General features: G+C 62.8%; 17 protein-coding genes. 2 read left to right on the top strand and 15 right to left on the bottom strand.

Annotated elements, in window-relative coordinates; all coding sequences use genetic code 11:
• Window positions 1-94 precede the first annotated feature (94 nt).
• The 5 genes from serA to glmM all read right to left on the bottom strand — a co-directional run bounded on the left by serA (window position 95) and on the right by glmM (window position 6,476).
• The gene (serA, locus tag JG739_RS05435; protein WP_202365590.1) at window positions 95-1,696 is read right to left on the bottom strand and encodes a phosphoglycerate dehydrogenase; all 1,602 of its coding nucleotides are present in this window, start codon (window positions 1,694-1,696) and stop codon (window positions 95-97) included.
• A gap of 67 nt (window positions 1,697-1,763) precedes the next feature.
• Entirely contained in the window at window positions 1,764-2,939 is a 1,176-nt protein-coding gene (locus JG739_RS05430) for a phosphoserine transaminase (protein ID WP_202365589.1), read from the bottom strand.
• Window positions 2,940-3,126: 187 nt separating this feature from the next.
• Entirely contained in the window at window positions 3,127-3,876 is a 750-nt protein-coding gene (locus tag JG739_RS05425; protein ID WP_202365588.1) for an outer membrane protein, read from the bottom strand.
• A 191-nt stretch (window positions 3,877-4,067) separates the two neighbouring features.
• A complete protein-coding gene (locus tag JG739_RS05420; protein ID WP_202365587.1) occupies window positions 4,068-4,898 on the bottom strand; it encodes an outer membrane protein in 831 nt (276 codons plus the stop codon).
• Window positions 4,899-5,123: 225 nt separating this feature from the next.
• Window positions 5,124-6,476 carry a phosphoglucosamine mutase gene (gene glmM / locus JG739_RS05415; protein WP_202365586.1) on the bottom strand — a complete coding sequence of 451 codons (1,353 nt, stop codon included), beginning with the start codon at window positions 6,474-6,476 and terminating at the stop codon, window positions 5,124-5,126.
• A 515-nt stretch (window positions 6,477-6,991) separates the two neighbouring features.
• On the opposite strand from glmM, the gene JG739_RS05410 reads away from it, so the two are divergent.
• A complete protein-coding gene (locus JG739_RS05410; RefSeq protein WP_202365585.1) occupies window positions 6,992-7,657 on the top strand; it encodes a hypothetical protein in 666 nt (221 codons plus the stop codon).
• Between the two features lie 537 nt (window positions 7,658-8,194).
• Here JG739_RS05410 and ftsH read toward each other — a convergent pair.
• The 9 genes from ftsH to ybgC form a co-directional block, all read right to left on the bottom strand.
• Window positions 8,195-10,123: an ATP-dependent zinc metalloprotease FtsH gene (gene ftsH, locus JG739_RS05405; protein ID WP_023799979.1), complete on the bottom strand. Its 1,929-nt coding sequence runs from the start codon at window positions 10,121-10,123 to the stop codon at window positions 8,195-8,197.
• A 123-nt stretch (window positions 10,124-10,246) separates the two neighbouring features.
• On the bottom strand, window positions 10,247-11,626 hold the full coding sequence (gene tilS, locus JG739_RS05400) for a tRNA lysidine(34) synthetase TilS (RefSeq protein WP_244749708.1): 1,380 nt from the start codon (window positions 11,624-11,626) through the stop codon (window positions 10,247-10,249).
• A 55-nt stretch (window positions 11,627-11,681) separates the two neighbouring features.
• Window positions 11,682-12,725 carry a tol-pal system protein YbgF gene (gene ybgF, locus JG739_RS05395; RefSeq protein WP_202365583.1) on the bottom strand — a complete coding sequence of 348 codons (1,044 nt, stop codon included), beginning with the start codon at window positions 12,723-12,725 and terminating at the stop codon, window positions 11,682-11,684.
• A 202-nt stretch (window positions 12,726-12,927) separates the two neighbouring features.
• Window positions 12,928-13,434: a peptidoglycan-associated lipoprotein Pal gene (gene pal / locus JG739_RS05390; RefSeq protein WP_027152911.1), complete on the bottom strand. Its 507-nt coding sequence runs from the start codon at window positions 13,432-13,434 to the stop codon at window positions 12,928-12,930.
• Between the two features lie 275 nt (window positions 13,435-13,709).
• Window positions 13,710-14,993: a Tol-Pal system beta propeller repeat protein TolB gene (tolB, locus tag JG739_RS05385; protein WP_244749926.1), complete on the bottom strand. Its 1,284-nt coding sequence runs from the start codon at window positions 14,991-14,993 to the stop codon at window positions 13,710-13,712.
• A gap of 76 nt (window positions 14,994-15,069) precedes the next feature.
• The gene (locus JG739_RS05380) at window positions 15,070-16,227 is read right to left on the bottom strand and encodes a TonB family protein (RefSeq protein WP_202365581.1); all 1,158 of its coding nucleotides are present in this window, start codon (window positions 16,225-16,227) and stop codon (window positions 15,070-15,072) included.
• 7 nt (window positions 16,228-16,234) lie between these two features.
• The gene (gene tolR, locus JG739_RS05375; protein WP_202365580.1) at window positions 16,235-16,693 is read right to left on the bottom strand and encodes a protein TolR; all 459 of its coding nucleotides are present in this window, start codon (window positions 16,691-16,693) and stop codon (window positions 16,235-16,237) included.
• A 9-nt stretch (window positions 16,694-16,702) separates the two neighbouring features.
• Window positions 16,703-17,413 (bottom strand): protein TolQ, encoded by a 711-nt coding sequence (gene tolQ, locus JG739_RS05370; protein WP_023799988.1) that lies wholly within the window; start codon window positions 17,411-17,413, stop codon window positions 16,703-16,705.
• Between the two features lie 279 nt (window positions 17,414-17,692).
• Complete coding sequence (gene ybgC / locus JG739_RS05365; protein ID WP_202365579.1) at window positions 17,693-18,169, bottom strand: tol-pal system-associated acyl-CoA thioesterase; 477 nt, start codon at window positions 18,167-18,169, stop codon at window positions 17,693-17,695.
• 127 nt (window positions 18,170-18,296) lie between these two features.
• Between ybgC and JG739_RS05360 the strand changes: the two genes are divergently transcribed.
• Entirely contained in the window at window positions 18,297-19,547 is a 1,251-nt protein-coding gene (locus JG739_RS05360; protein ID WP_202367349.1) for a glycoside hydrolase family 5 protein, read from the top strand.
• Here the strand turns inward: JG739_RS05360 and JG739_RS05355 are convergent.
• The gene (locus tag JG739_RS05355) at window positions 19,541-20,455 is read right to left on the bottom strand and encodes a metallophosphoesterase (protein ID WP_202365578.1); all 915 of its coding nucleotides are present in this window, start codon (window positions 20,453-20,455) and stop codon (window positions 19,541-19,543) included. The genes JG739_RS05360 and JG739_RS05355 overlap by 7 nt on opposite strands.
• Between the last annotated feature and the right edge of the window lie 94 nt (window positions 20,456-20,549).

Here is a 20,549-nt window from a genome sequence, read left to right as displayed (position 1 = left end):
CATCCTGTAATGGGCCGTGAAACAACTCTCTCGATAACGACATTGTCGAAACGCCCCGTAGCCTTACAAAGCCAGCGGGGCGTTCGCGCATGATTCAGGCGACGCCGACGTCAAAATGCAGCCGCTTGGCGGAGTCGATCGACTTGTGCGCCCGCACCTGTTCCAGCACCTTCTCCGGAAATGGCGCATCGAGATAGAGCAGCGCGATGGCATCGCCGCCAGGCCGGTTGCGGCCGAGTTGGAAGTTGGCGATGTTGACGCCGTTCTCGCCGCAGACCGTGCCGAGCAGGCCGATGATGCCGGGCGCGTCGGCATTCGTCGTGTACAGCATGTGCTGGCCGACCTCGGCGTCGAGGTTGATGCCCTTGATCTGGATGAAGCGCGGCTTGCCGTCCGAGAAGCAGGTGCCGGCGATCGAACGCGTCTTGTGCTCGGTCTTGACCGTCAGCTTGATATAGCCGTCGAACACGCCCGATTTGTCGCGCTTGACCTCGGCGACGATGATGCCGCGCTCCTTAACCATGATCGGTGCCGACACCATGTTGACGTCGGAGACCTGCGGCCGGATCAGCCCGGCAAGCGTGGCGCTGATCAGCGCGCGCGTGTTCATCGTCGCGGTCGAGCCGTCGAACAGGATCTCGACCTCCTTGATCGGATCCTCGGTGACCTGGCCGACAAAAGCGCCGAGCACTTCGGCCAGCTTGACGAAAGGTTTTAAGCGCGGCGCTTCCTCGGCGGTGATCGACGGCATGTTGATGGCGTTGGAAACGGCGCCCTTGATCAGATAATCGGCCATCTGCTCAGCGACCTGCAGGGCGACATTCTCCTGCGCCTCCATCGTCGACGCGCCGAGATGCGGCGTCGCCACCACATTCTCCATACCGAACAGCTCGCTTCTCTCCGCCGGCTCGACCTCGAACACGTCGATGCCGGCGCCTGCCACCTTGCCGCTTTTCAGCGCCGCGATCAGGTCGGCCTCGACGATCAGCCCGCCACGGGCGCAGTTGATGATGCGCACGCCGGTCTTCATTTTGGCGATTGCCGTGGCGTCGATGATGTTGCGTGTCTTGTCAGTCAGTGGCGTGTGCAGGGTGATGAAATCGGCGCGGGCGAACAGCTCGTCGAGTTCCACCTTCTCGACGCCCAGCTCCTCGGCGCGGCTGTCCGACAGGAACGGATCGAAGGCGATGACGTGCATCTTCAGGCCGACGCCGCGCGTCGCGACGATCGAGCCGATATTGCCGCAGCCGATGATGCCCAGCGTCTTGCCGGTGATCTCAGTGCCCATGAAGCGGTTCTTTTCCCACTTGCCGGCATGGGTCGAGGCATTGGCCTCCGGTATCTGGCGGGCCAGCGCGAAGATCATGGCGACGGCATGCTCGGCGGTGGTGATCGAATTGCCGAAGGGCGTGTTCATCACGATGATGCCTTTGCGGCTCGCCGCCGGGATGTCGACATTGTCGACGCCGATGCCGGCACGTCCGACCACCTTGAGCCTGGTGGCGGCGTTGATCAGCTTTTCGGTCACTTTGGTCGCCGAACGGATGGCAAGGCCGTCATACTGGCCGATCACTTCGAGCAGCTTTTCCTTGTCCTTGCCGAGATCGGGCAGGTAGTCGACCTCGACGCCGCGATCCTTGAAAATCTGCACGGCGGTGGTGGAGAGTTTGTCTGAGACGAGAACGCGGGGCGCCATGGCGGCCTCCTTCAAATGAGATTTGATCCGTTTGGGAATGGGCGGCCCGAGGGCCGCCATCGGAAACTCAAGCGGCCGCCTTGAGCGACGCCTTTTGTGCGGCAAAGGCCCAGTCGAGCCACGGCAGCAGCGCTTTGAGGTCGGAAGTCTCGACCGTCGCGCCGCACCAGATGCGCAGGCCCGGCGGCGCATCGCGATAGGCGCCGATATCGTAGGCGACGCCTTCCTTGTCGAGCGCCGAGACGATGCCCTTGGCGAACGCCGCCTGTCCGTCGGCATCGAGCGCGGCGACGTCCGGGTCGGTGAAGGAAAGACAGACGGACGTGTTCGACCGCGTCGCCGGGTCGGTGGCCAGATGGCCCAGCCACGCGGATTTATCGACGAAACCATCGATAGTTGAGGCATTGGCGTCGGCGCGGGCAATCAATGCGTCGAGGCCGCCGATCGACTTCGCCCAAAGCAGCGCGTCGATATAATCCTCGACGCACAGCATCGACGGCGTGTTGATGGTTTCGCCCTTAAAAATGCCTTCGATGAGCTTGCCGCCCGAGGTGAGGCGAAAAATTTTCGGCAGCGGCCAGGCCGGCTTGTAGTTTTCCAGCCGCTCAACGGCGCGCGGGCTGAGGATCAGCATGCCATGCGCACCTTCGCCGCCCAGCACTTTCTGCCAGGAGAAGGTGACGACATCGAGCTTCCCGAAATCGAGCCTTTGCGCAAAGGCCGCCGAGGTCGCGTCGCAGATTGTCAGGCCCTTGCGGGCGGCCGGGATGAAATCGCCGTTCGGCACGCGCACGCCTGACGTCGTGCCGTTCCAGGTGAAGACCACGTCGCGGTCGAAGTCGATTTTTGTAAGATCCGGCAGCGCGCCGTAGCTGGCTTCAATCCTGCGCACATCGGCGAGCTTCAGCTGCTTGACCACATCGGTGACCCAGCCGGAACCGAAACTCTCCCAGGCGACCATGTCGACGCCGCGTTCGCCGAGCAGCGACCACATCGCCATCTCGACCGCGCCGGTGTCCGACGCCGGCACGATACCGATGCGATAATCTGCCGGAATTTGGAGAATTTCCCGCGTCAGCTCGATTGCCTGTTCGAGCCTGGTCTTGCCGATCTTGGCGCGGTGCGAACGTCCGAGCGCGGCATTGCTCAGCGCCTCGACCGACCAGCCGGGGCGTTTTGCACAGGGACCTGAGGAAAAATTGGGATTTGCCGGGCGCAGTCCGGGCTTCGTATGGATCGTCATCGTGGTCTATCCTTCCAGATAGTGGCCCCTCGTTGGGGAGGGGTGGCCCACGGACGGCGATATGCGTTCAGGCTCCCGGCGTCAAGAGGAAAGTTTTTGTCGCTGACGGGATACTGGTTGCATCCGCCACCAAAACAGAACGGCGGACCGAAGTCCGCCACTGGCATTCCCGTGGCTTTCGCGGTGCCTACCAGAGATCGTAGCGCAGCCCGACCTTGACCTGATGATTGCTGATCCCTTTGTCGATCGGATAGGAATCCAAATCCTGTGCGGTGGTATATTCGGCGTCGGGTGCGGAAAAATATTGATAGCCCAGATCGACTGAAAGGTTCTTGGACACCTGGTAGGCAAGGCCGGCGTTCAGCGTATAGGCTAAAGAGTAATGGGTCTCGTTGTCATCGCGGACGAAATCGTCGGCGGGGTTGGCGTTGTCTGTGAAGTAGTCCGCCGAGAGGCGCCGCCTGGTCTGGACAATACCGATACCGGCGCCGAGATAGGGTGTGATCCCGACATAGCTGCCAAGATCGACATAGCCGTTGAGCATGCCCGAGAACGCGTAGTTCTCCAGGTCCGCCGATGCCACGGTCGTTCCGTTGTCATAGCTGACGCTGATCTCGTTGCCGGGCAGATAGCCGAGATTGAGATCGGCGCGCAGATAATCGTTAAAATGGTAGCCGAAGCCGATGCTGGCGAAAATGTGATTCTCTTCTTCGTCGAAGTTCGCTGGCGCGAAGGCGAAGTCCTCATTGTCGAAGCTCTTGTGCACCAGATAGGAGACATCGCCGCGCAGATACCATCCCGAACCGACTTCGACCGGCACATAGTCCGGCGCCTGGTCGACATAGATCGGCGGATCGTAGTCGGCGCCAAGTGCCTGCGACAACGGCGTCAGGGCGATTGCTGCAAGCGCCAGTGCTATGCGCGATTTGACTGTCATGATCCCCGGCTCCCGAAGCTGGCGCCGTTCGCGATCGCGAGCGCCGTTTCAGGGCATTGTTAACCATAGTGGTTAAGTGGCGGTTAAGGATAACAGGGCGTTAGCGAAATGATTTGATGCGCGTCGCCGCCACCACGAAAAAAACCGCCCGGCTTTTGCCGGGCGGTCCGCAAACCCTGCTCTCGAAGCGATTACTTGGTGTAAACCGGTTCGGGTTCGTAGGCGATCGGCTCCGGCTGGACGCAGTCCGAGTTGCCGAACTGGTAGCGCAGACCGCCGCGCACTTCGTGCACATTGATGCCCTTGTCACGACCGGGACCGACATTGCTGGCGAAGTCGAACATCTTGCCGCCCTCGATATGGCTGAAGCGGTAGCCGAGATCGAGCTTGACGCGATCGGTCAGGCAGTAGGAGGCGCCCGCCATCGCCGCATAGGCAAAGCGCCAGCCCTTGCCGCCATTGTGGAAGAATTCGCCGTCTTCAATGGTGTTGTGCAGCTCATCCCACTTGACCCAGGCGCCGCCGATGCCGGCGCCGACATAGGGCGTGATGCCGTGCCAGGTGCCGATATCGACATAGGCGTTGGCGAGCAGCAGCAGCGCCGTATAAGACGACCTGTCGGTCGAAGTACAGGGATCTCCATCGAGGCAGATGCCGGTCGTCGAGCCGCGGAAATCGGATTTGCTCATCCAGTCCGCGGTCAGGTCGGTGCGGAAGTGCCGGTTGATCTGGTAACCGACGCCGGCGCCGGCCGAGAAGGCGCCGTCCAGCTCGCCGCTGTCAAAGCGGCCGGTGCCTGGATCCGCCCCGTAGGTGATGTAGTCGCCGCCTCGAAACTTCGACCAGTGATAGTCGATGTCGCCGCGAATGTACCAGCCGCCATATTCGACCGGCTGCTCATAGACGGCCGGCGGCGGGGCCGGCTCGACCACGGGCGGCTCGACGAAGTCGGCGGCGAACACTGGTCCGGCCACGCCGGCGAGCAGCGCGGCAAAGACGGCCATTCTTGCTGTATTGAACATGCTTGTCACCCCTGAGAACCCTCGGCACAGCGAACGCGTCCGAATCTGTTTGGCTTCAGTCGTGGATAATGAATTGGAAACGTTAAAAGGCGTTTAACCCTATCGCTTAACCATGAATCACTAAAATCTTTCATGATTTTCGCGTTTTCCACCAATGACTTGGCGTGCGAATACGCAAAAAAAGCCCGCCGGAGGCGGGCTTTTCAACCTGGCAAAAGCTTGGGATCAGGCGGCGCTGCGGGTTTCCGAAATGACCCCGACAATATCGTTGACGACGGCCTCGACCAGCTGCTGATCGTCGCCCTCCGCCATGACGCGGATGAGCGGTTCCGTGCCGGACGGCCGGATGACCAGGCGGCCGGCCTTGCCCAGGCGGTGGCGTCCATCTTCGATCGCCGCCTTGACCAGGGCTTCCTCGAGCGGCTTGCCGCCGGAAATATGAACGTTCTTCAGCAGTTGCGGCACCGGCGCGAACTTCTTCGACAGTTCGCTGACCGGTCGGTTCTGCCGTTTGATGCAGGCGAGCACCTGGAGCGCCGAGACGAGGCCGTCGCCGGTGGTGGAAAAGTCCGACAGCACGATGTGGCCCGACTGTTCGCCGCCGACGTTCAGGCCGTGCGCACGCATGTGCTCGACGACATAGCGGTCGCCGACCTTGGTTCTGTGCAACTGCAGGTTGATGTCGCCGAGGAAGCGTTCGAGGCCGAGATTGGACATCACCGTCGAGACGACGCCACCGCCGGCCAACCGTCCGCTCTGATGCCAGGACTCGGCAATCAGCGCCATGATCTGGTCGCCATCGACGATCGCGCCGTTCTCGTCGACGATGACGACGCGGTCGGCGTCGCCGTCGAGCGCGATGCCGATGTCGGCGCGCACCTCGTGCACCTTCTTCTGCAGTCCGGCCGGATGGGTCGAGCCGCACTCCTTGTTGATGTTGAAGCCGTTGGGCTCGACGTTGATGGCGACAACCTCGGCGCCGAGTTCCCACAGCGCCTCGGGCGCCACCTTGTAGGCGGCGCCATTGGCGCAATCGACGACGATGCGCAGGCCCGACAGCGACATCGAGCGTGGCAGCGTGCGCTTGGCAAATTCGATGTAGCGGTCATGGACGCCGTCGACGCGCTTGGCGCGGCCGAGCCCGTCCGAATCGGCGAGCGCCAGGTCGATATCCTTGTCGAGCATCCCCTCGATGCGCTCCTCGATCTCGTCGGAGAGCTTGTAGCCATCGGGGCCGAACAGCTTGATGCCGTTGTCGTAGTAGGGATTGTGCGAGGCCGAGATCATCACGCCGATGTCGGCGCGCAACGAGCGCACCAGCATGGCAACCGCGGGCGTCGGAATCGGGCCGAGCAGGAACACGTCCATGCCGGCGGCGCACAGACCCGACACCATCGCATTCTCGATCATGTAGCCGGAAAGTCTGGTGTCCTTGCCGAGCACGACGCGGTGGCGATGGTTACCGCGCTGAAACGAAAGGCCGGCGGCCATGCCGACCCGCATGGCGACCTCCGCCGTCATTGGAAACCTGTTGGCGCGCCCGCGAATGCCGTCCGTTCCGAAATAACTTCCTGCCATGCTAGTCAGCTTCCCGATGGTTCTTTTTCCAGCACGTCATGCCACAAATTGGCCCGAGCCCTATCATCACAATTCATGATTATAGGGCACCAATCCTTAGAAAACTGTTGTCTTGTGTGTTTTGTGTCACGTCAGTGCTGTGATTTCGCCTGCCCTGGTTGCAGCACAGCGTTCAGGAACTTCAGACCGCATCTGGATTCTTTCATGTGCCAGTCGATAGGCATTGAATTCGGAACCCACACTTCGTGTTGCTCCGTGCCGGCATTCAGGTCCGCCGCACTGGCCGGCCCGATCTGCCCTCCATGTGAGGCAGTTCCTGAGAGTGGTCCGCCCCATGCAAGTTTTCCGTGCAAATGCGCCCGGAAAAATCGCCTGGCGGACAGGCCCCGGCACCTATTTTGTAAAAATAATGCGCTTTCCGACAGCTTTTACGCCATTTAGCCTCTGGCGCAACCTTTCGTTGAGTGCTATTGCTTTCTTGGTACATAACGTGAACATCCAGAGGGAGAAGACACATGCTCATCCATCGACTTGCCACTTTGACGGGTCTTGCCGTCGCGACCTTATTCCTGGCGGCGCCCTCCAATGCGCTGACCATGGCCGAATGCAGCACCAAGTATAACGCAGCAAAGGACGCCGGAACACTTGGCGGGCAGAACTGGAACCAGTTCCGCAAGGCAGAATGCGGCACCGTGGCCGCCGCAACCGACGCCGTGCCAGCCAAGGCGGACAGCACGAGCGCTGCAGCTCTCGATGCGGCCGCCGCAGCGACGACCAAGGCAGCGGCAACCGCCGATGCAGGCAACGGCCTCAGCAGGGCGGAGTGCGGTGCCAAATATCGGGCGGCCAAGACCGCCAACACGCTGAACGGCATGAAGTGGAACGACTTCCGCATGAGCCAGTGCGGTGCCAGTGCTTTCGACGACGACATCAAGCCGGCAGCCGATCAGGCAAGCCTCACCAGCAAGTCGGAAAAGCCGGCCGTCATCGCTCCCCAGGGAGTGACGTTGCCGAAGACGATCTCCGCCAAGTATAGCAGCGAAACCCCGGCCAAGGCCCGCATGTACACCTGCCGCGACCAGTACCACGCCAACAAGGAGGCCGGGACACTCGGTGGCCTCAGGTGGATCCAGAACGGTGGCGGCTTCTACAGCCTGTGCAATGCCGCGCTGAAGAGCTGATCGGCATCAACATTCGAAGATGGCAAGGCCCGCGAACCGCAAGGGACGCGGGCCTTTTTGTCGGCGGCGGACACGCCAACGTCACCGCTGAATGCCACGCTATTTTTGCAGAACTTGACGCACACAATTTGGCGAGGCCACTGCCAATCTCGCCTTTGACGGGAGATTAGCAGGACAGAGGGGAAGGATCGCGGCATCATTCCAGCTTGGGTTCCTCGCCCCCACGAAGTGGGGGAGAGGTGGCTCGGCGAAGCCGAGACGGAGAGGGGGACTGCGCCCTACGAAGCCCCCTCTCCGGCCGCTTCGCGGCCACCTCTCCCCCGCCCTTGGCGGGGGCGAGGAACCAGACTTTGAGAGGTCGGCAGGACAGAGGACAGCGCCCACTGTAACCCAACATTTTCCGATTCCAGTTATGGGAGCGGATGCGATGGGGGGCTGAAAGGCTTTTAGGCCGCGATCGGCTGTCGGCACCTCCTGAACTGAAAACGCCGCGGTTCGAGCCGCGGCGTTTTCGCAATCAATCTCCTCAGCCGGATCCTAGCTTGACGGCTGAGGCTCCATGCCGCCTTCGGGCTCCGGACCCTTCTTGCGGCGGCTGCCGGACTTCGGCACGGCCGAGCCACGGCTCGGCGGCGTGTCGTCGCCGAGATCGCGGGCCGGCTTGTGGCCGGCGATCAGTTGCTTGATCTCGTCGCCGGACAGCGTCTCATATTCCAGAAGCCCCTGCGCCAGCGCGATCCATTCCTTCTTCTTCTTGGTCAGGATGGATTTCGCCGTCGAATAGGCCTCGTCGATCAGCCGGCGCACTTCGGCGTCGATGATCTGCGCCGTCTCTTCCGAGACGTTCTGCGTGCGCGCCACCGAATGGCCGAGGAACACCTCCTCCTGGTTGTCGCCATAGGCGACGTGGCCAAGCTTGTCGGAGAAACCCCAGCGCGTGACCATGGCGCGCGCCAGCTTGGTTGCCTGCTCGATGTCCGAGGAGGCGCCCGAGGTGATGTTCTCCTTGCCGAACTTGAACTCCTCGGCGACGCGGCCACCCATCATGATGGCGAGGCGCGAAATCATGTATTTGTAGCTCATCGAATAGCGGTCGCCTTCCGGCAACTGCATGACCATGCCAAGCGCCCGGCCGCGCGGGATGATGGTCGCCTTGTGCAGCGGATCGGCCGACGGCACGTTCAGCGCCAGGATGGCGTGGCCGGCCTCGTGATAGGCGGTGAGTTCCTTCTCGGCCTGGGTCATCGCCGACGAGCGGCGCTCGGCGCCCATCATGATCTTGTCCTTGGCGTCCTCGAACTCGGCCATGGTGACAAGGCGCTTGTTGCGCCGCGCCGCCATCAGGGCGGATTCGTTGACGAGATTCATCAGATCTGCGCCGGAAAAGCCCGGCGTGCCGCGTGCGATCACCTTGAGATCGACATTGGGGGCCAGCGGGACGTTGCGCACATGCACCTTCAGGATCTTCTCGCGGCCGACGATGTCGGGGTTCGGCACCACCACCTGGCGGTCGAAACGGCCGGGCCTGAGCAGCGCCGGATCGAGCACGTCCGGCCGGTTGGTGGCGGCGATCAGGATGATGCTTTCGTTGGATTCGAAGCCGTCCATTTCGACCAGCAACTGGTTCAGCGTCTGCTCCCGCTCGTCGTTGCCGCCGCCGAGGCCGGCGCCGCGATGGCGGCCGACCGCGTCGATTTCGTCGATGAAGATGATGCAGGGCGCATTCTTCTTGGCCTGGTCGAACATGTCGCGGACGCGGCTGGCGCCAACGCCCACGAACATCTCGACAAAGTCCGAGCCGGAAATGGTGAAGAACGGCACGTTGGCCTCACCGGCGACCGAACGGGCAAGCAGCGTCTTGCCGGTCCCGGGAGGGCCGACGAGCAGCACGCCGCGCGGAATCTTGCCGCCAAGCCGCTGGAACTTCTGCGGATCACGCAGGAATTCGACAATCTCTTCCAGGTCTTGCTTGGCTTCGTCGACGCCGGCGACATCCTGGAAGGTGACGCGGCCATGCGCTTCAGTCAAAAGCTTGGCCTTCGACTTGCCGAAGCCCATGGCGCGGCCGGAGCCGGACTGCATCTGGCGCATGAAGAATATCCAGACGCCAAGGATGAGGATCATCGGCAGCCAGGAAATGAGATAGCTGAACAGCGAATTGGAACCATCGGATTCGGGGCGCGCGTTGATGGTGACGTTCTTGTCCTGCAGCCTCGAAACCAGCGACGGATCACCCGGCGAATAGGTCTGGAAGCCGGTAGAGGTGTCGGTATAGGTGCCCGAGATGCGGGCGCCCGCGATGGTCACCGTCTTGACCCGGCCCGCCGCGACGTCCTGCAGGAACTGCGAATAGGGGACGTCACTCGCTGCTCCGCGCGTCTGCGGCGTCTGGAACAGATTGAAGAGAGCGATGAGCAGGACCGCTATGATCGCCCAGAGCGCGAGATTGCGATAATTCGGATTCATCAATTGTCCCGTTGGCGTCCGCTGGCGGACACGCGTCGTGAGAGGAAACTTGGGTCTAACATAGGGATGGCGCCCTTCATTGCCAAGCAGAACAGCATGTCGCGGTTAAGCTTTCGCCCATGATCAACCGGCAGTGTGGCCGCCGAAAGGCGGGGCAGGAAGTCGCGGCGCGCCGATCAGCGCCGCGACAGTTCCGGCCGGCGCCAGGTCGAAGGACGGCAGGAAGCGGGCAAAGGGCGCGACGACCGGGTATACCGCCATTCCCGGCAAGATCGGGCTGTCGCTTGGATGTTCGCTTGTGCGCCACAGCACCGGCTCGGCCGCCAGAGCTGCGCGGACAAGGCTTGGCGGCGTGCGGTTTTCGGCAATCGCCTGTTTTGCGGCACCAGCCGCGCCGAGCGGCGCGATCAAAAATTCACCCGGTCTGTCGCCCAATGTGATCCTCCGTCGGCCGTCCCAGAGGGCATTGTCTACGGCAGGAGCAGCCGGCGGCAGGTTGCGGGTTTCGCGACGCAGGAAGATGCCGGCACGCCGCGCATCGACCACCGTCCGCGACAAAGTAGCGCAAAACGGGGCAGCCAAAAATGGGGTTGTGCCAAGTGGTTCGGGCCGCAGCCGGTTGAGCAGCGCCTCGCTGCGAGCCTGGTCGGGCAGAAAGGCAACGCCACCGACAGTCGCCAGCATGACGCGCATCGCGTAGACGGCCGCCGCCTCGTCGCCGGCCGTCGCAAAGCCCGGATCGAGACGGACAAGGCCGGCGGCGGGCCTGCTGGCAAAGCCACGGATCAGCGCGGCGGTGCGATGGCCAAGCTGCTCGCGCTCCACCGCAGCCAGCGCGGCCAGCGCCAACGCGTCTTCCCGCGCACCATTGCGGTCGGCAAGCGCTGCGCGGATACGCGGCCGCTCGAAAGCCTCGTCTTCATTGGTCGGGTCTTCTGCCCAGCCGACATTCGCGCGCCGCAGGACTTCGCGCAGCGCAGCACGCCGTGTGCCGAGAAGCGGCCGTGCGATCCAGATCCGCCAGTCATAGAGGGTGGCCGGTGCCATACCGGCCAGACCTCGCCCTGGCTCTCGCTCCCCCTCCTGGCGAGCTTGCCGCATCAGCACGGTCTCGGCCTGGTCGTCGGCTGTGTGGCCGGTCAGGATCAGGCCGATAGCTTCCGCCTGCGCCGCCTCGGCCAGCAGCCGGTAGCGTGCCTCTCGCGCGGCAGCCGGCAGGCCGGTCGAAGGCTTGCGTCCGGACCAGACCAGGATGCGGTGGGCAATACCGCGCCCGGCGCAAAGCCTGGCCACGGCCTGCGCTTCCGCTGCCGAGCCCGGCCGCAGACCGTGATCGATGGTCACAGCCAGCAATTTCGTTGCCGGCGCGGTACGGTCGAGGTGATCTTTGAGGAGAAGGAGAAGGGCGGTCGAGTCGCTGCCGCCGGACACGGCCGCAACAGCGCCGCTGGTAAAGTCGATCTGCGAAAAAACCGAACGGTCAGGCTCGGTTTCGGGCGTCAAAGCATGTCGCCCAAAAGTCGCCCCGGCGCAGGGGCAACGACATGCGAGAGAAAAACTAACACGCCGCGAGCGCCCTTTCCTGCTTGACGCGTTCCTTGAGCGCGCCGGAGACATTCGGATAGCGCTTGCCGATCTCGCTGAAAGTGGCGCAGGCCACGTCGCGCTGGTTCAATCCGACCAGCGACACACCGAGCTTCAGCAGCATGTCGGGAGCCTTCTTGGCCTTCGGATAGTCCTTGCTGGCGGCGAGGAACGTCTCGGCCGCGTCGCGGTATTTTTGCTGGCCGAGCAGCGACTCACCCAGCCAGTAATGCGCGTCCGCCGTCTTGGCGTCCTTGGGGAAGCGGGCGATGTGGTCGCGAAAACCCTGTTCGGCAGTGCCGTAGTCGCCCGACAGGATGAACTGATAGGAATTGCGGTAAAGCTCCTCCGGGTCGTCGGTGGCGGGCAGCGCCGCGACCACCGTATCGTCGGACTTGCCGGCCTGGTCGCCGGCAGCCTGGTCGCCGGGAACGGCGTTCTGCGCCGGCGCCTTGCCCTCGACCACATTGCCGTTCTTGTCGACGGTGATGGTGCCGAACGTCTTCGGCGGCGTGCCCGGGATCACCGCGCCGGGTTCGCCTGTCGGTGACTCGACGATGACCTCCTGGCCGCCGGCGGGCGGTGTGCCTGCATCGGCCGGCGCCTGCGTCGCCGGAGCCTCGGCGACGCTGCGGTCGGTGTCGGTGGTGGCGTCCGACTTCTTCTGCTCGCGTGGCTGCTGCGCGCCTTGCGAGCCGCCTTCCAGCTGCTGGAAGCGGAACTCGTTGTCTTCCTGCTGCTTGCGGATCTGCTCCTGCATCTGCAGCACCTGGAAGTTGAGCTCCTCGATCTTGCCGTTCATTTGCCGGAGCTGTTCCTGCAGCCCGGTAGAGCCGGTGCCATCCTGTGCATATTGCACCTGATCCGGTTTCTTTTTCTCACCGAAAATGCCTAGCGTCGGCAGGCGGAAGGAAAAACCGCTTTTTTCTGTGCCTTGCTCATTGCCTACTGCCGGGGCAGCGACGCTTGATACGAGCAGCAGCGCAAGCGTGCCGCTCAAGACCGATCTGAAATGCATGTGCCTCTCGCCGTGAAATTGATTGCCTGTTGCATGCCTTCCGATCGGAGTGGGACCGTCGGGCGCTCGGCTTTTACCAGGACGCAGGACTTCGGCCAAATTTTGTTTCAAGTCCCATATCCGGACGCCGGACATGAAAAAGGCGGCCGCCGCCGCCTTTCGCACGTAGGTGTTGCATTTCTGCCGATCGGAAAATTGCCGATCAGGAACCGGCGCCGCTGATCGTGGTGACGGCGCGGCGGTTCTGCGACCAGCAGGAGATGTCGTCGCAAACCGCGACCGGACGCTCCTTGCCGTAGGAAATGGTCTTCAGGCGCTGGGCGGAAACACCCCTGGCGACGAGAAAATCGCGGGTGGCGGCGGCGCGGCGGGCGCCGAGCGCCAGATTGTATTCGCGCGTGCCGCGCTCGTCGGCATGGCCTTCGATGACGATGGCATACTGCCTGTACTGGTTCAGCCATTGCGCCTGGCGCGAAAGCGTCGTCTGCGCGTCGGCGCGGATTGAGGACGAATCGGTGTCGAAGAAGATGCGGTCGCCGATGTTGACGGTAAAATCCTGGGCCGATCCGGGAGTTGCCGCCCCAGCGCCGCTGAGACCGAGATCGGCGGCGCTGTTCAGGTTCTTCTTCGAGGCGCAACCGGCGATGGCGAGCAACGCCACCAGCGCGATCATCGCCGGGTTTCTGGTAAGTGCTGCGATACGGCCCATGCCGCCTCTCCTTCGCAATTCGAGTGATTTCGTTGATCGTCCAGTAACCACGTTTGGGTTAACCGGCGTTCAAGAAACACGGTTAAAATTTGGTTTCGGCTGCCGCCCGCAGCCGTTTTGCCGAGCGCCGCCCGAGGGATCCACAATGTGCGCGGACCGTAGGCAGAAATGCGGCTGAAACGCGACCAGGCCGTGGAAAGGAGCGAATTGAAGAGTTGAGGAATCCCTTTTTCTCCATCTCTTCAGTTCCTCAATTCCTCAATTCCCCTTCCAGCCTATTCCAGCAGCGGCGACCAGGCCGGGTCCGAAGCGAAGTTCGCGGTCGGGATCGACTGTTCGTTGCGGCCGGTGAGATCGACCGAAACGAGTTTCGGGCCGCCGGCCGAATCGCGGAAGAACATCAGCACCCGGCCGTTGGGCGCCCAGGTCGGCCCCTCCTGCTGGAAGCCGGTCGAGAGGATGCGCTCGCCCGAACCGTCGACGCGCATGACGCCGATCTGGAACTCGCCGGCGGTCTGCTTGGTGAAGGCGATGAGATCGCCGCGCGGCGACCATACCGGCGTCGAATAGACGCCGTCGCCGAAGGAGATGCGGGTCTGGCCCGAACCGTCGGCGCCCATCACATAGATCTGCGCGCGGCCGCCGCGGTCGGAGGTGAACACCACCTTGCTGCCATCCGGCGAATAGGACGGCGAGGTGTCGATGGCCGTCGAATTGGTGAGCCTCGTCGTCGAGCGGCTTCTCAGATCCATGGCGAAGATGTTGGAATTGCCGTCGTCGCGCAGCAGGCTCATGATCACCTTCTGGCCGTCGGGCGAGAAGCGCGGCGCAAAGGTCATGCCGGGAAAGTCGCCGACCAGTTCGCGCTGCCCGGTCTCGATCTGCAGCAGATAGACCTTCGGCTGGCCGCTTTCATAGGACATGTAGGTGATTTCCTGCCGGCTTGGCGAGAAACGCGGGGTCAGCACGATCGACCTGCCGTCCGACAGGTAGCGGATATTGGCGCCGTCCTGGTCCATGATGGCGAGGCGCTTCTTGCGCGCGTTCTTTGCGCCCGATTCGTCGATGAAGACGACGCGCGTGTCGAAATAGCCTTTTTCGCCGGTCAGCCGCTCATAGATGGCATCGGCGATGATGTGGGCGACACGCCTGGTGTTGGCGTCGTTGGCGAAGAACTGCTCGCCCGACATCTGCTGGCCGGCAAAGGTGTCCCACAACCGGTACTGGGCGCGGACGCGGCCATCGGCCTCCTTGCTGACGCTGCCGGTGACCAGCGCCTGGGCGTTGATCACCTTCCAATCCTCGAAGCGAGGCGTGGCATCGGGGTTGGAGATCTTTTCGATGAAGGCGCTCTTTTCGATCGGCGCGAACAGGCCGGAGCGTTTCAGGTCGGCGCTGACGATGCCGGAAATCTCCGCGCCCAACGCATCGCCGCCCTGGAAATCGGTGATGGCGATCGGCAGCGGCTCGACATTGCCTTTGTTGACGTTGAGCTCAACGAGCGCCCGCGCCGGCAAGGTGGCGGCGGCAGTCATGCCCAGCGCCATCGATACGATCATCAGGAGCGGCTTGAGGATGGATTTCATGTCTTCTCGCTTCTCTTCAATGATTCTACGGATCTTCGAGGCGCCGGGCCTATAGACCCAGCATCTCCCTCGGATCGAACGTGACCCGGACGTCGGCCCAGATGTCTTGCTTGCCCGCGGGAACCTGCAGGCCGGCCACATCGCATTTCTGAACCGCGCGCACGGCACTTTCGTCGAACGGGCGGTTGCCGCTCGATTTTTCGACAGTAGGCCGGCCATCCAGCTTGCCGGAAGCGTCCAGGTTGAACTGGATCACAGCGACGAAATTCTCCGAGCCCTCGAGCCCTACCGGCAGGGTCCAGCAATTACTAAGCTGGGCCTCCAACGCCCCCATCTCAGACTTCGAGAGCTTCTGACCCTGGTTTTTGTCCCCGCCGAGCGATGCTTGCTGGGTCGAGCGCTTGGCGCCGCCGCCGGACGGCTTGCGCTTGTCGAGCAGCGCCGAAATCTCGTCGGCGTTGAACTGCTTGTCTTCCGATTTCGGCCTGGACGAGGCTTCCTTGACCGGCTTGTCGGCGTCCTTGCGCTCGGGTGCCTTGGCGCTTTCGGCCTGGGCCGGCTGCGGCTTCGGCCGCGCCTGCGGGGCGGGTGCCGAGTCCGGAAGCTGCGTCTCCTCGGTTGGCGGTTCCTTGGCAATCGCTTCGGCGACGGCGTCCGGCTTGACCTCAGGCTTCGAGTCGATGGCGGCGGTCTTGTCCTGCGGCGGCGTCGGCGCCGGTTCCTTGGCCGGCGTCGGTTTTGGCTCCGCCTGCTTGACCGGCTCGGGCTTGACCTCTTCCTTCGGCTGCGGCACTGGTGCGACCTCCGTCGCCGGGACGGGCTTGGGCTGCTCCTTCGGTTTCGGCACGTCCTCGGGCTTCGGCTTTTCCTTCGGCGTCGGCGCGGGCGGCGGCGCCTCAGCCTTATCGACTGGCTGGGGCTTGGGATCCGGCGTCGGCGGCTTGTCGGTATCGACGCTGTTGTCACCGACCGTCCTCGCGTCGGCCACGATGTCCGGGCGCTGGGTCGGGAGTGGCGCCGGCTTTTCGCTCACCGCAGCTTTCTTGTCGCCTTTCTGTATCTGCGCTATCGCCTCCATCGGCACGATTTCGACCGCCAGCGACTCGGCATCGGACGCCGGCAACGCCGCCGGCGCAGATAGCGTGAACAGGCCGAAGCCGATCGCGACCGCATGCAAGATCACCGATGTGGTGAGGCCGGTTCTCATCTAGCGTCTACTGATCCTGTTTCGGCAGTGAAAGCAGCGCGATGTTCTTGTAGCCGGCGTCCTGGATGAGACCCATCACTTCCATCGCGGCGCCATAGTTGGTCGTCTTGTCGCCGCGGATGAAGAGGCGCTCTTCGTAGCCGGTCTTGGAAATCGCCTGCAGCTTGGCGACCAGTTCTTCCTGCGGAATTTCGGTCTCCTGCAGGAAAATCTTGCCCGTACCGTCGATTGTAATCGTGATCGGCTGGGTATCGGCGTTCATCGCCTTGGCCTTCGTCTCCGGCAGGTCGACCGGCACGCCGACCGTCAGCAAGGGTGCGGCGACCATGAAGATGATCAACAGCACCAGCATCACGTCGACCATCGGCGTGACGTTGATTTCCGATATCATGGCGTGATGGCGGCCGCGCCGCCTGTGGCCGCGACCACCGCGTCCTCCGCCACCCGCGCCTACAGACATTCCCATGATTGTTCCTCAGGTCTTCTGAGCGACTTTTTCATCGATTTGGCGCGAGAGTATGGCGGAGAACTCGTCCGCGAACCCTTCCATGCGCACGGCGATCTTGCTCGCGTCCGACGACAGCTTGTTGTAGGCGATGACGGCGGGGATAGCCGCGAGCAGGCCTATTGCCGTGGCCAGCAGCGCCTCGGCAATGCCGGGCGCGACCACCGACAGGCTGGTATTCTTGGATGCGGCGATCGCCTGGAACGAGGTCATGATGCCGATCACGGTGCCGAACAGGCCAATGAACGGCGCTGCCGAGCCGGTGGTGGCGAGAAAGCCAAGCCGTCCTTCCAGTTTTTCCATTTCGCGGGTCAGCGCCAGGTCCATCGCCTTGTCGATGCGGGTCTGCAGGCCAAGCGGCGATTTCGCCCCCTTCTCGAAGCTCTTCTTCCATTCGCGCATAGCGGCGACGAAAATGGCGCCCATGCCTGATGTCTTGCGGTCGGCGAGCGTGCGGTAGAGCTCTTCCAGCGACTGCCCCGACCAGAACACCTGTTCGAAGCGATTGAGCGCGAGCCGCATGCGGCCATAGGCGACGAGCTTGTCGACGATGATCGCCCAGGTCCAGATCGAGGCGCAGAGCAGCCCGATCATAACCAGCTTGACCACCCAGCCGGCCTGCGTGAACAGCGCCCAAATCGACAAATGCGCGCCCGGTTCGGCGAGTGCGATATTTTCCATGGTTACGTCCTTAAGAATTTTCCGGGCACGGCTGGCGGCTGGCCCATAGGCATCCCTTGTAATCCGTCGCGCAAAAGCTTGCGGAATAACCCCAAAATGCACCGTTGGCGGCCTTTTCAGGGCAAATCTTGGTGAAAGGAAGGCGCTGGATTCCTCCAATCTTCACCACTCTCTTCATGAACCGTTATGGTTAAGGATGGGTTAGGACGCACAGCGCGGCGCATTGCCGCGCCTTGGCGAGCCGCCTGGCATCGTCAGCAGATCATCGGGATCGATAATTTACCGATTTGATGTCTTGGGCATGAAGGCTGCGATCCATTCCTTCGGAAAGCGCCTTGGCCGGCCGTTCTCGCCGACGATCGCCGCTTCGACCCGCGCCTCGACCAGCACCTCGTCGCCGCGCTTCAGCTGCTGCGCCATGAAGATGCGGGCGCCCGAAATGTCCTCGGTGCGCGTCTCGATGGTCAGGATGTCGTCCATGCGGGCGGAGCCGCGAAAGTCGATCTCCATGCGCCGCACCACCCAGATTATTCTTTCGCCATGCTTGCCCTCGGCAAGCTCGGTGTGGTGAACGCCGGCAAGCCTGAGATAATCGGAACGGCCGCGCTCGAAGAATTCGAGATAGCGCGCGTGATAGACGACGCCGGAGAAATCGGTGTCGGCATAATAGACCCGCGCCATCAGCCGGTGGCCGAATTCGGTCAGCGCCCCGGAAAGCCCGGCGCAGAGCGCCGCCGATTCACCATGATCGTCCATCGCGCTTTCCTTTTTTGGCCTGACCGGGCACCTGAAGCGCGACGCGGTTCAGGTTCCGGGCGCGTCATTGTCGCAAGACCGCTACCAATTTTTTGGGCGACACACATTGACTTGGCGCATGAACCCGATGGCATTGTTGACGGTGATGATCAAGACCTTGATGACGGCGCTGCTTATGCTGGCCGCGCTGGCGCTGCCGGGTCAGGCCGCGAGCTTTTCGATGAAGCGCGGCCTCAATCTCGACCAATGGACGACATGGCCGGGCGAGGACAAGTGGGGCGACCGGCAGGCGATATTGCCGTATCCGGAATGGCGCAAGTTCCTTGGCGATGACGACCTCAAGGCGCTAAAGAGCGCCGGCTTCGATTTCCTGCGCATGCCGGTGGACCCGTCGCCGTTCCTGTCCGGCGAGACGCTGGCGCTGCGCGACGAGCTCTATGCCAGCGTACTGACCTCGGTGCGCATGATCAACCGCGCCGGGCTGAAGGTGATCCTCGACATGCATCTGATCCCCAGCGGCAGCAGCCGCGAGATCGGCATGGGCGAGGTGATGGACGATCCACAAATGTTCGACGCCTATGTCGAAACGGTGCGCAATATGGCGCGGACCCTGGCCAACGAGGATCCGCGCCAGGTCGCTTTCGAGCCGATGAACGAACCGGTCATCGACTGCGACGCCGACGGCGCCGGCCTGTGGCCGGAGCGCCAGCAAAAACTGTTCGCGGCGGCGCGTTCGTCAGCCACCAAGCTCACCCTGATCCTGACCGGCGCCTGCTATTCCAGTGCGGCATCGCTGGCAAAGATCGATCCGAAGGCGATCCCCGACGACAACGTCATCTGGACCTTTCATTCCTACGAGCCGTTCCTGCTGACCCATCAGGGCGCGACCTGGGCCGGCGACTTCATCCCCTACGTCACCGGCCTGCCCTATCCGCTCAGCGCCGTCCCGCGCGCCCAGCTGGAGGCTGTGCTCGATAGGATCCGCGCAAGGATCAAGGCCGAGGCGCCATGGGCGCGCCAGAGCGGCCTGCTTGCCTATCTCTACGAGCAGGTCGCCAGCCTGGACACGGATGAGAAGTTGCGCGAGACGATGGATGCGCCGTTCACCAGGGTCGAGGCCTGGGCCAAAGCCAATGGGATAAAACCGGAGAACATCACGCTCGGCGAATTCGGCATGATCCGCCAGGAATACGGCAATCCCTACGTGATGCCGGCCGAATACCGTGCCGCCTATGTCAGGGACGTGATCGCGCGCGCAGAAGCGCATGGCTTCTCATGGTCTGTCTGGAGCTATGGCGGCGCCTTCGGCATCGTCGATGCTTTTGCTGGCGACAAGGCCGAGCCGGATGTGATGGACGCGATCAGGTCACTTCATTGAAGCGCCGAACCCAATTCGATCGAAACAATCTCTGGTCGCATCCCGAAACGCACCGGCAGGATGCTGAAGCCGAGACCTCCGGAGACGATCAGGTTGCGGTTCTCCTCCACGACATGGCCATAGGCAAAACGGTTGCCGAAGCGTGATGGCACGACCGGAGAATAGCCGAGCAACCGCACCTGTCCACCATGGGTATGACCGGAAAGCGTCAATGATACCCGTGGCGGGACCTTCGGAAAAATGTCCGGCTCATGTGCGAGCAGGATAACGGGAGCCTTGTCGCTCACCTTAGCCAGCGTGCCGCGCAGGTCGTCCAGTCCTTTGAACCTGCTGCGGCCCCAGGTTTTGCCCGGCCGCAGCGCAAGTTGGTCCGCAAGTCCGGCGACCCAGAAGCCATGCCCGTCTTTTTCCAGGCGGACGGCATCGTTTTCCAGGACCGGTATGCCGGCGCTCTCGAGCGCCCGGCGCGCCACCGTCGGCCCCAACCCGGCCTTCTGCGCGGAAAGGTCCTCCCACCAGTCGTGATTGCCAAGGATTGACCACACCCCGAGCGGCGCCCTCAGGCCGGACAAGGCCGGCGCCCATTCGGAGGCATCCACCCAGTCCGTAACCAGGCGTGTGCCGGCTGCATAGTCGCCAAGCAGGACAATCAGATCCGGCTGCAGGCTGTTCGCCCGTTCGGCAAGCGACCTGATCCGCTCCGGCGTCATCCATGGCCGACAGGCATGGATATCGGCGAGAGCGACGACGCGAAGCCGCAATCCGGCAGGCCAGTTTGGCGGGGTCAGTGAATAGCGCTTTACATGCGTCAGCAGCATCGGCTCGAGGCCAACCGCATAAGCGCTGAGCGATACGGCGGATAAGAAGGAACCGCCGATGAGGCGCAGGAAGCCGCGTCTGGTGATCATTGCTCAACCCCATCTTTTGTGGAACCGACGGTCCCCACAGCGAAGCGTTAGAGCCGGCAAATGCGCCGGCAAGCTGACCAGGATTAGGAGATTT

The organism is Mesorhizobium sp. L-2-11 (genome assembly GCF_016756595.1).
GTDB lineage: Bacteria > Pseudomonadota > Alphaproteobacteria > Rhizobiales > Rhizobiaceae > Mesorhizobium.
This window is presented reverse-complemented; position numbering and strand designations above follow the sequence as displayed.

Coding starts and splice junctions, on each gene's coding strand:
- JG739_RS05355 (WP_202365578.1), bottom strand. CDS start 20,455: ATGATCACCAGACGCGGCTTCCTGCGCCTCATCGGCGGTTCCTTCTTA.
- JG739_RS05360 (WP_202367349.1), top strand. CDS start 18,297: ATGGCATTGTTGACGGTGATGATCAAGACCTTGATGACGGCGCTGCTT.
- tolR (WP_202365580.1), bottom strand. CDS start 16,693: ATGGGAATGTCTGTAGGCGCGGGTGGCGGAGGACGCGGTGGTCGCGGC.
- ybgC (WP_202365579.1), bottom strand. CDS start 18,169: ATGGACGATCATGGTGAATCGGCGGCGCTCTGCGCCGGGCTTTCCGGG.
- glmM (WP_202365586.1), bottom strand. CDS start 6,476: ATGGCAGGAAGTTATTTCGGAACGGACGGCATTCGCGGGCGCGCCAAC.
- ftsH (WP_023799979.1), bottom strand. CDS start 10,123: ATGAATCCGAATTATCGCAATCTCGCGCTCTGGGCGATCATAGCGGTC.
- JG739_RS05425 (WP_202365588.1), bottom strand. CDS start 3,876: ATGACAGTCAAATCGCGCATAGCACTGGCGCTTGCAGCAATCGCCCTG.
- serA (WP_202365590.1), bottom strand. CDS start 1,696: ATGGCGCCCCGCGTTCTCGTCTCAGACAAACTCTCCACCACCGCCGTG.
- JG739_RS05430 (WP_202365589.1), bottom strand. CDS start 2,939: ATGACGATCCATACGAAGCCCGGACTGCGCCCGGCAAATCCCAATTTT.
- JG739_RS05380 (WP_202365581.1), bottom strand. CDS start 16,227: ATGAGAACCGGCCTCACCACATCGGTGATCTTGCATGCGGTCGCGATC.
- tolQ (WP_023799988.1), bottom strand. CDS start 17,413: ATGGAAAATATCGCACTCGCCGAACCGGGCGCGCATTTGTCGATTTGG.
- JG739_RS05410 (WP_202365585.1), top strand. CDS start 6,992: ATGCTCATCCATCGACTTGCCACTTTGACGGGTCTTGCCGTCGCGACC.
- ybgF (WP_202365583.1), bottom strand. CDS start 12,725: ATGCATTTCAGATCGGTCTTGAGCGGCACGCTTGCGCTGCTGCTCGTA.
- tolB (WP_244749926.1), bottom strand. CDS start 14,993: ATGATCGTATCGATGGCGCTGGGCATGACTGCCGCCGCCACCTTGCCG.
- pal (WP_027152911.1), bottom strand. CDS start 13,434: ATGGGCCGTATCGCAGCACTTACCAGAAACCCGGCGATGATCGCGCTG.
- JG739_RS05420 (WP_202365587.1), bottom strand. CDS start 4,898: ATGTTCAATACAGCAAGAATGGCCGTCTTTGCCGCGCTGCTCGCCGGC.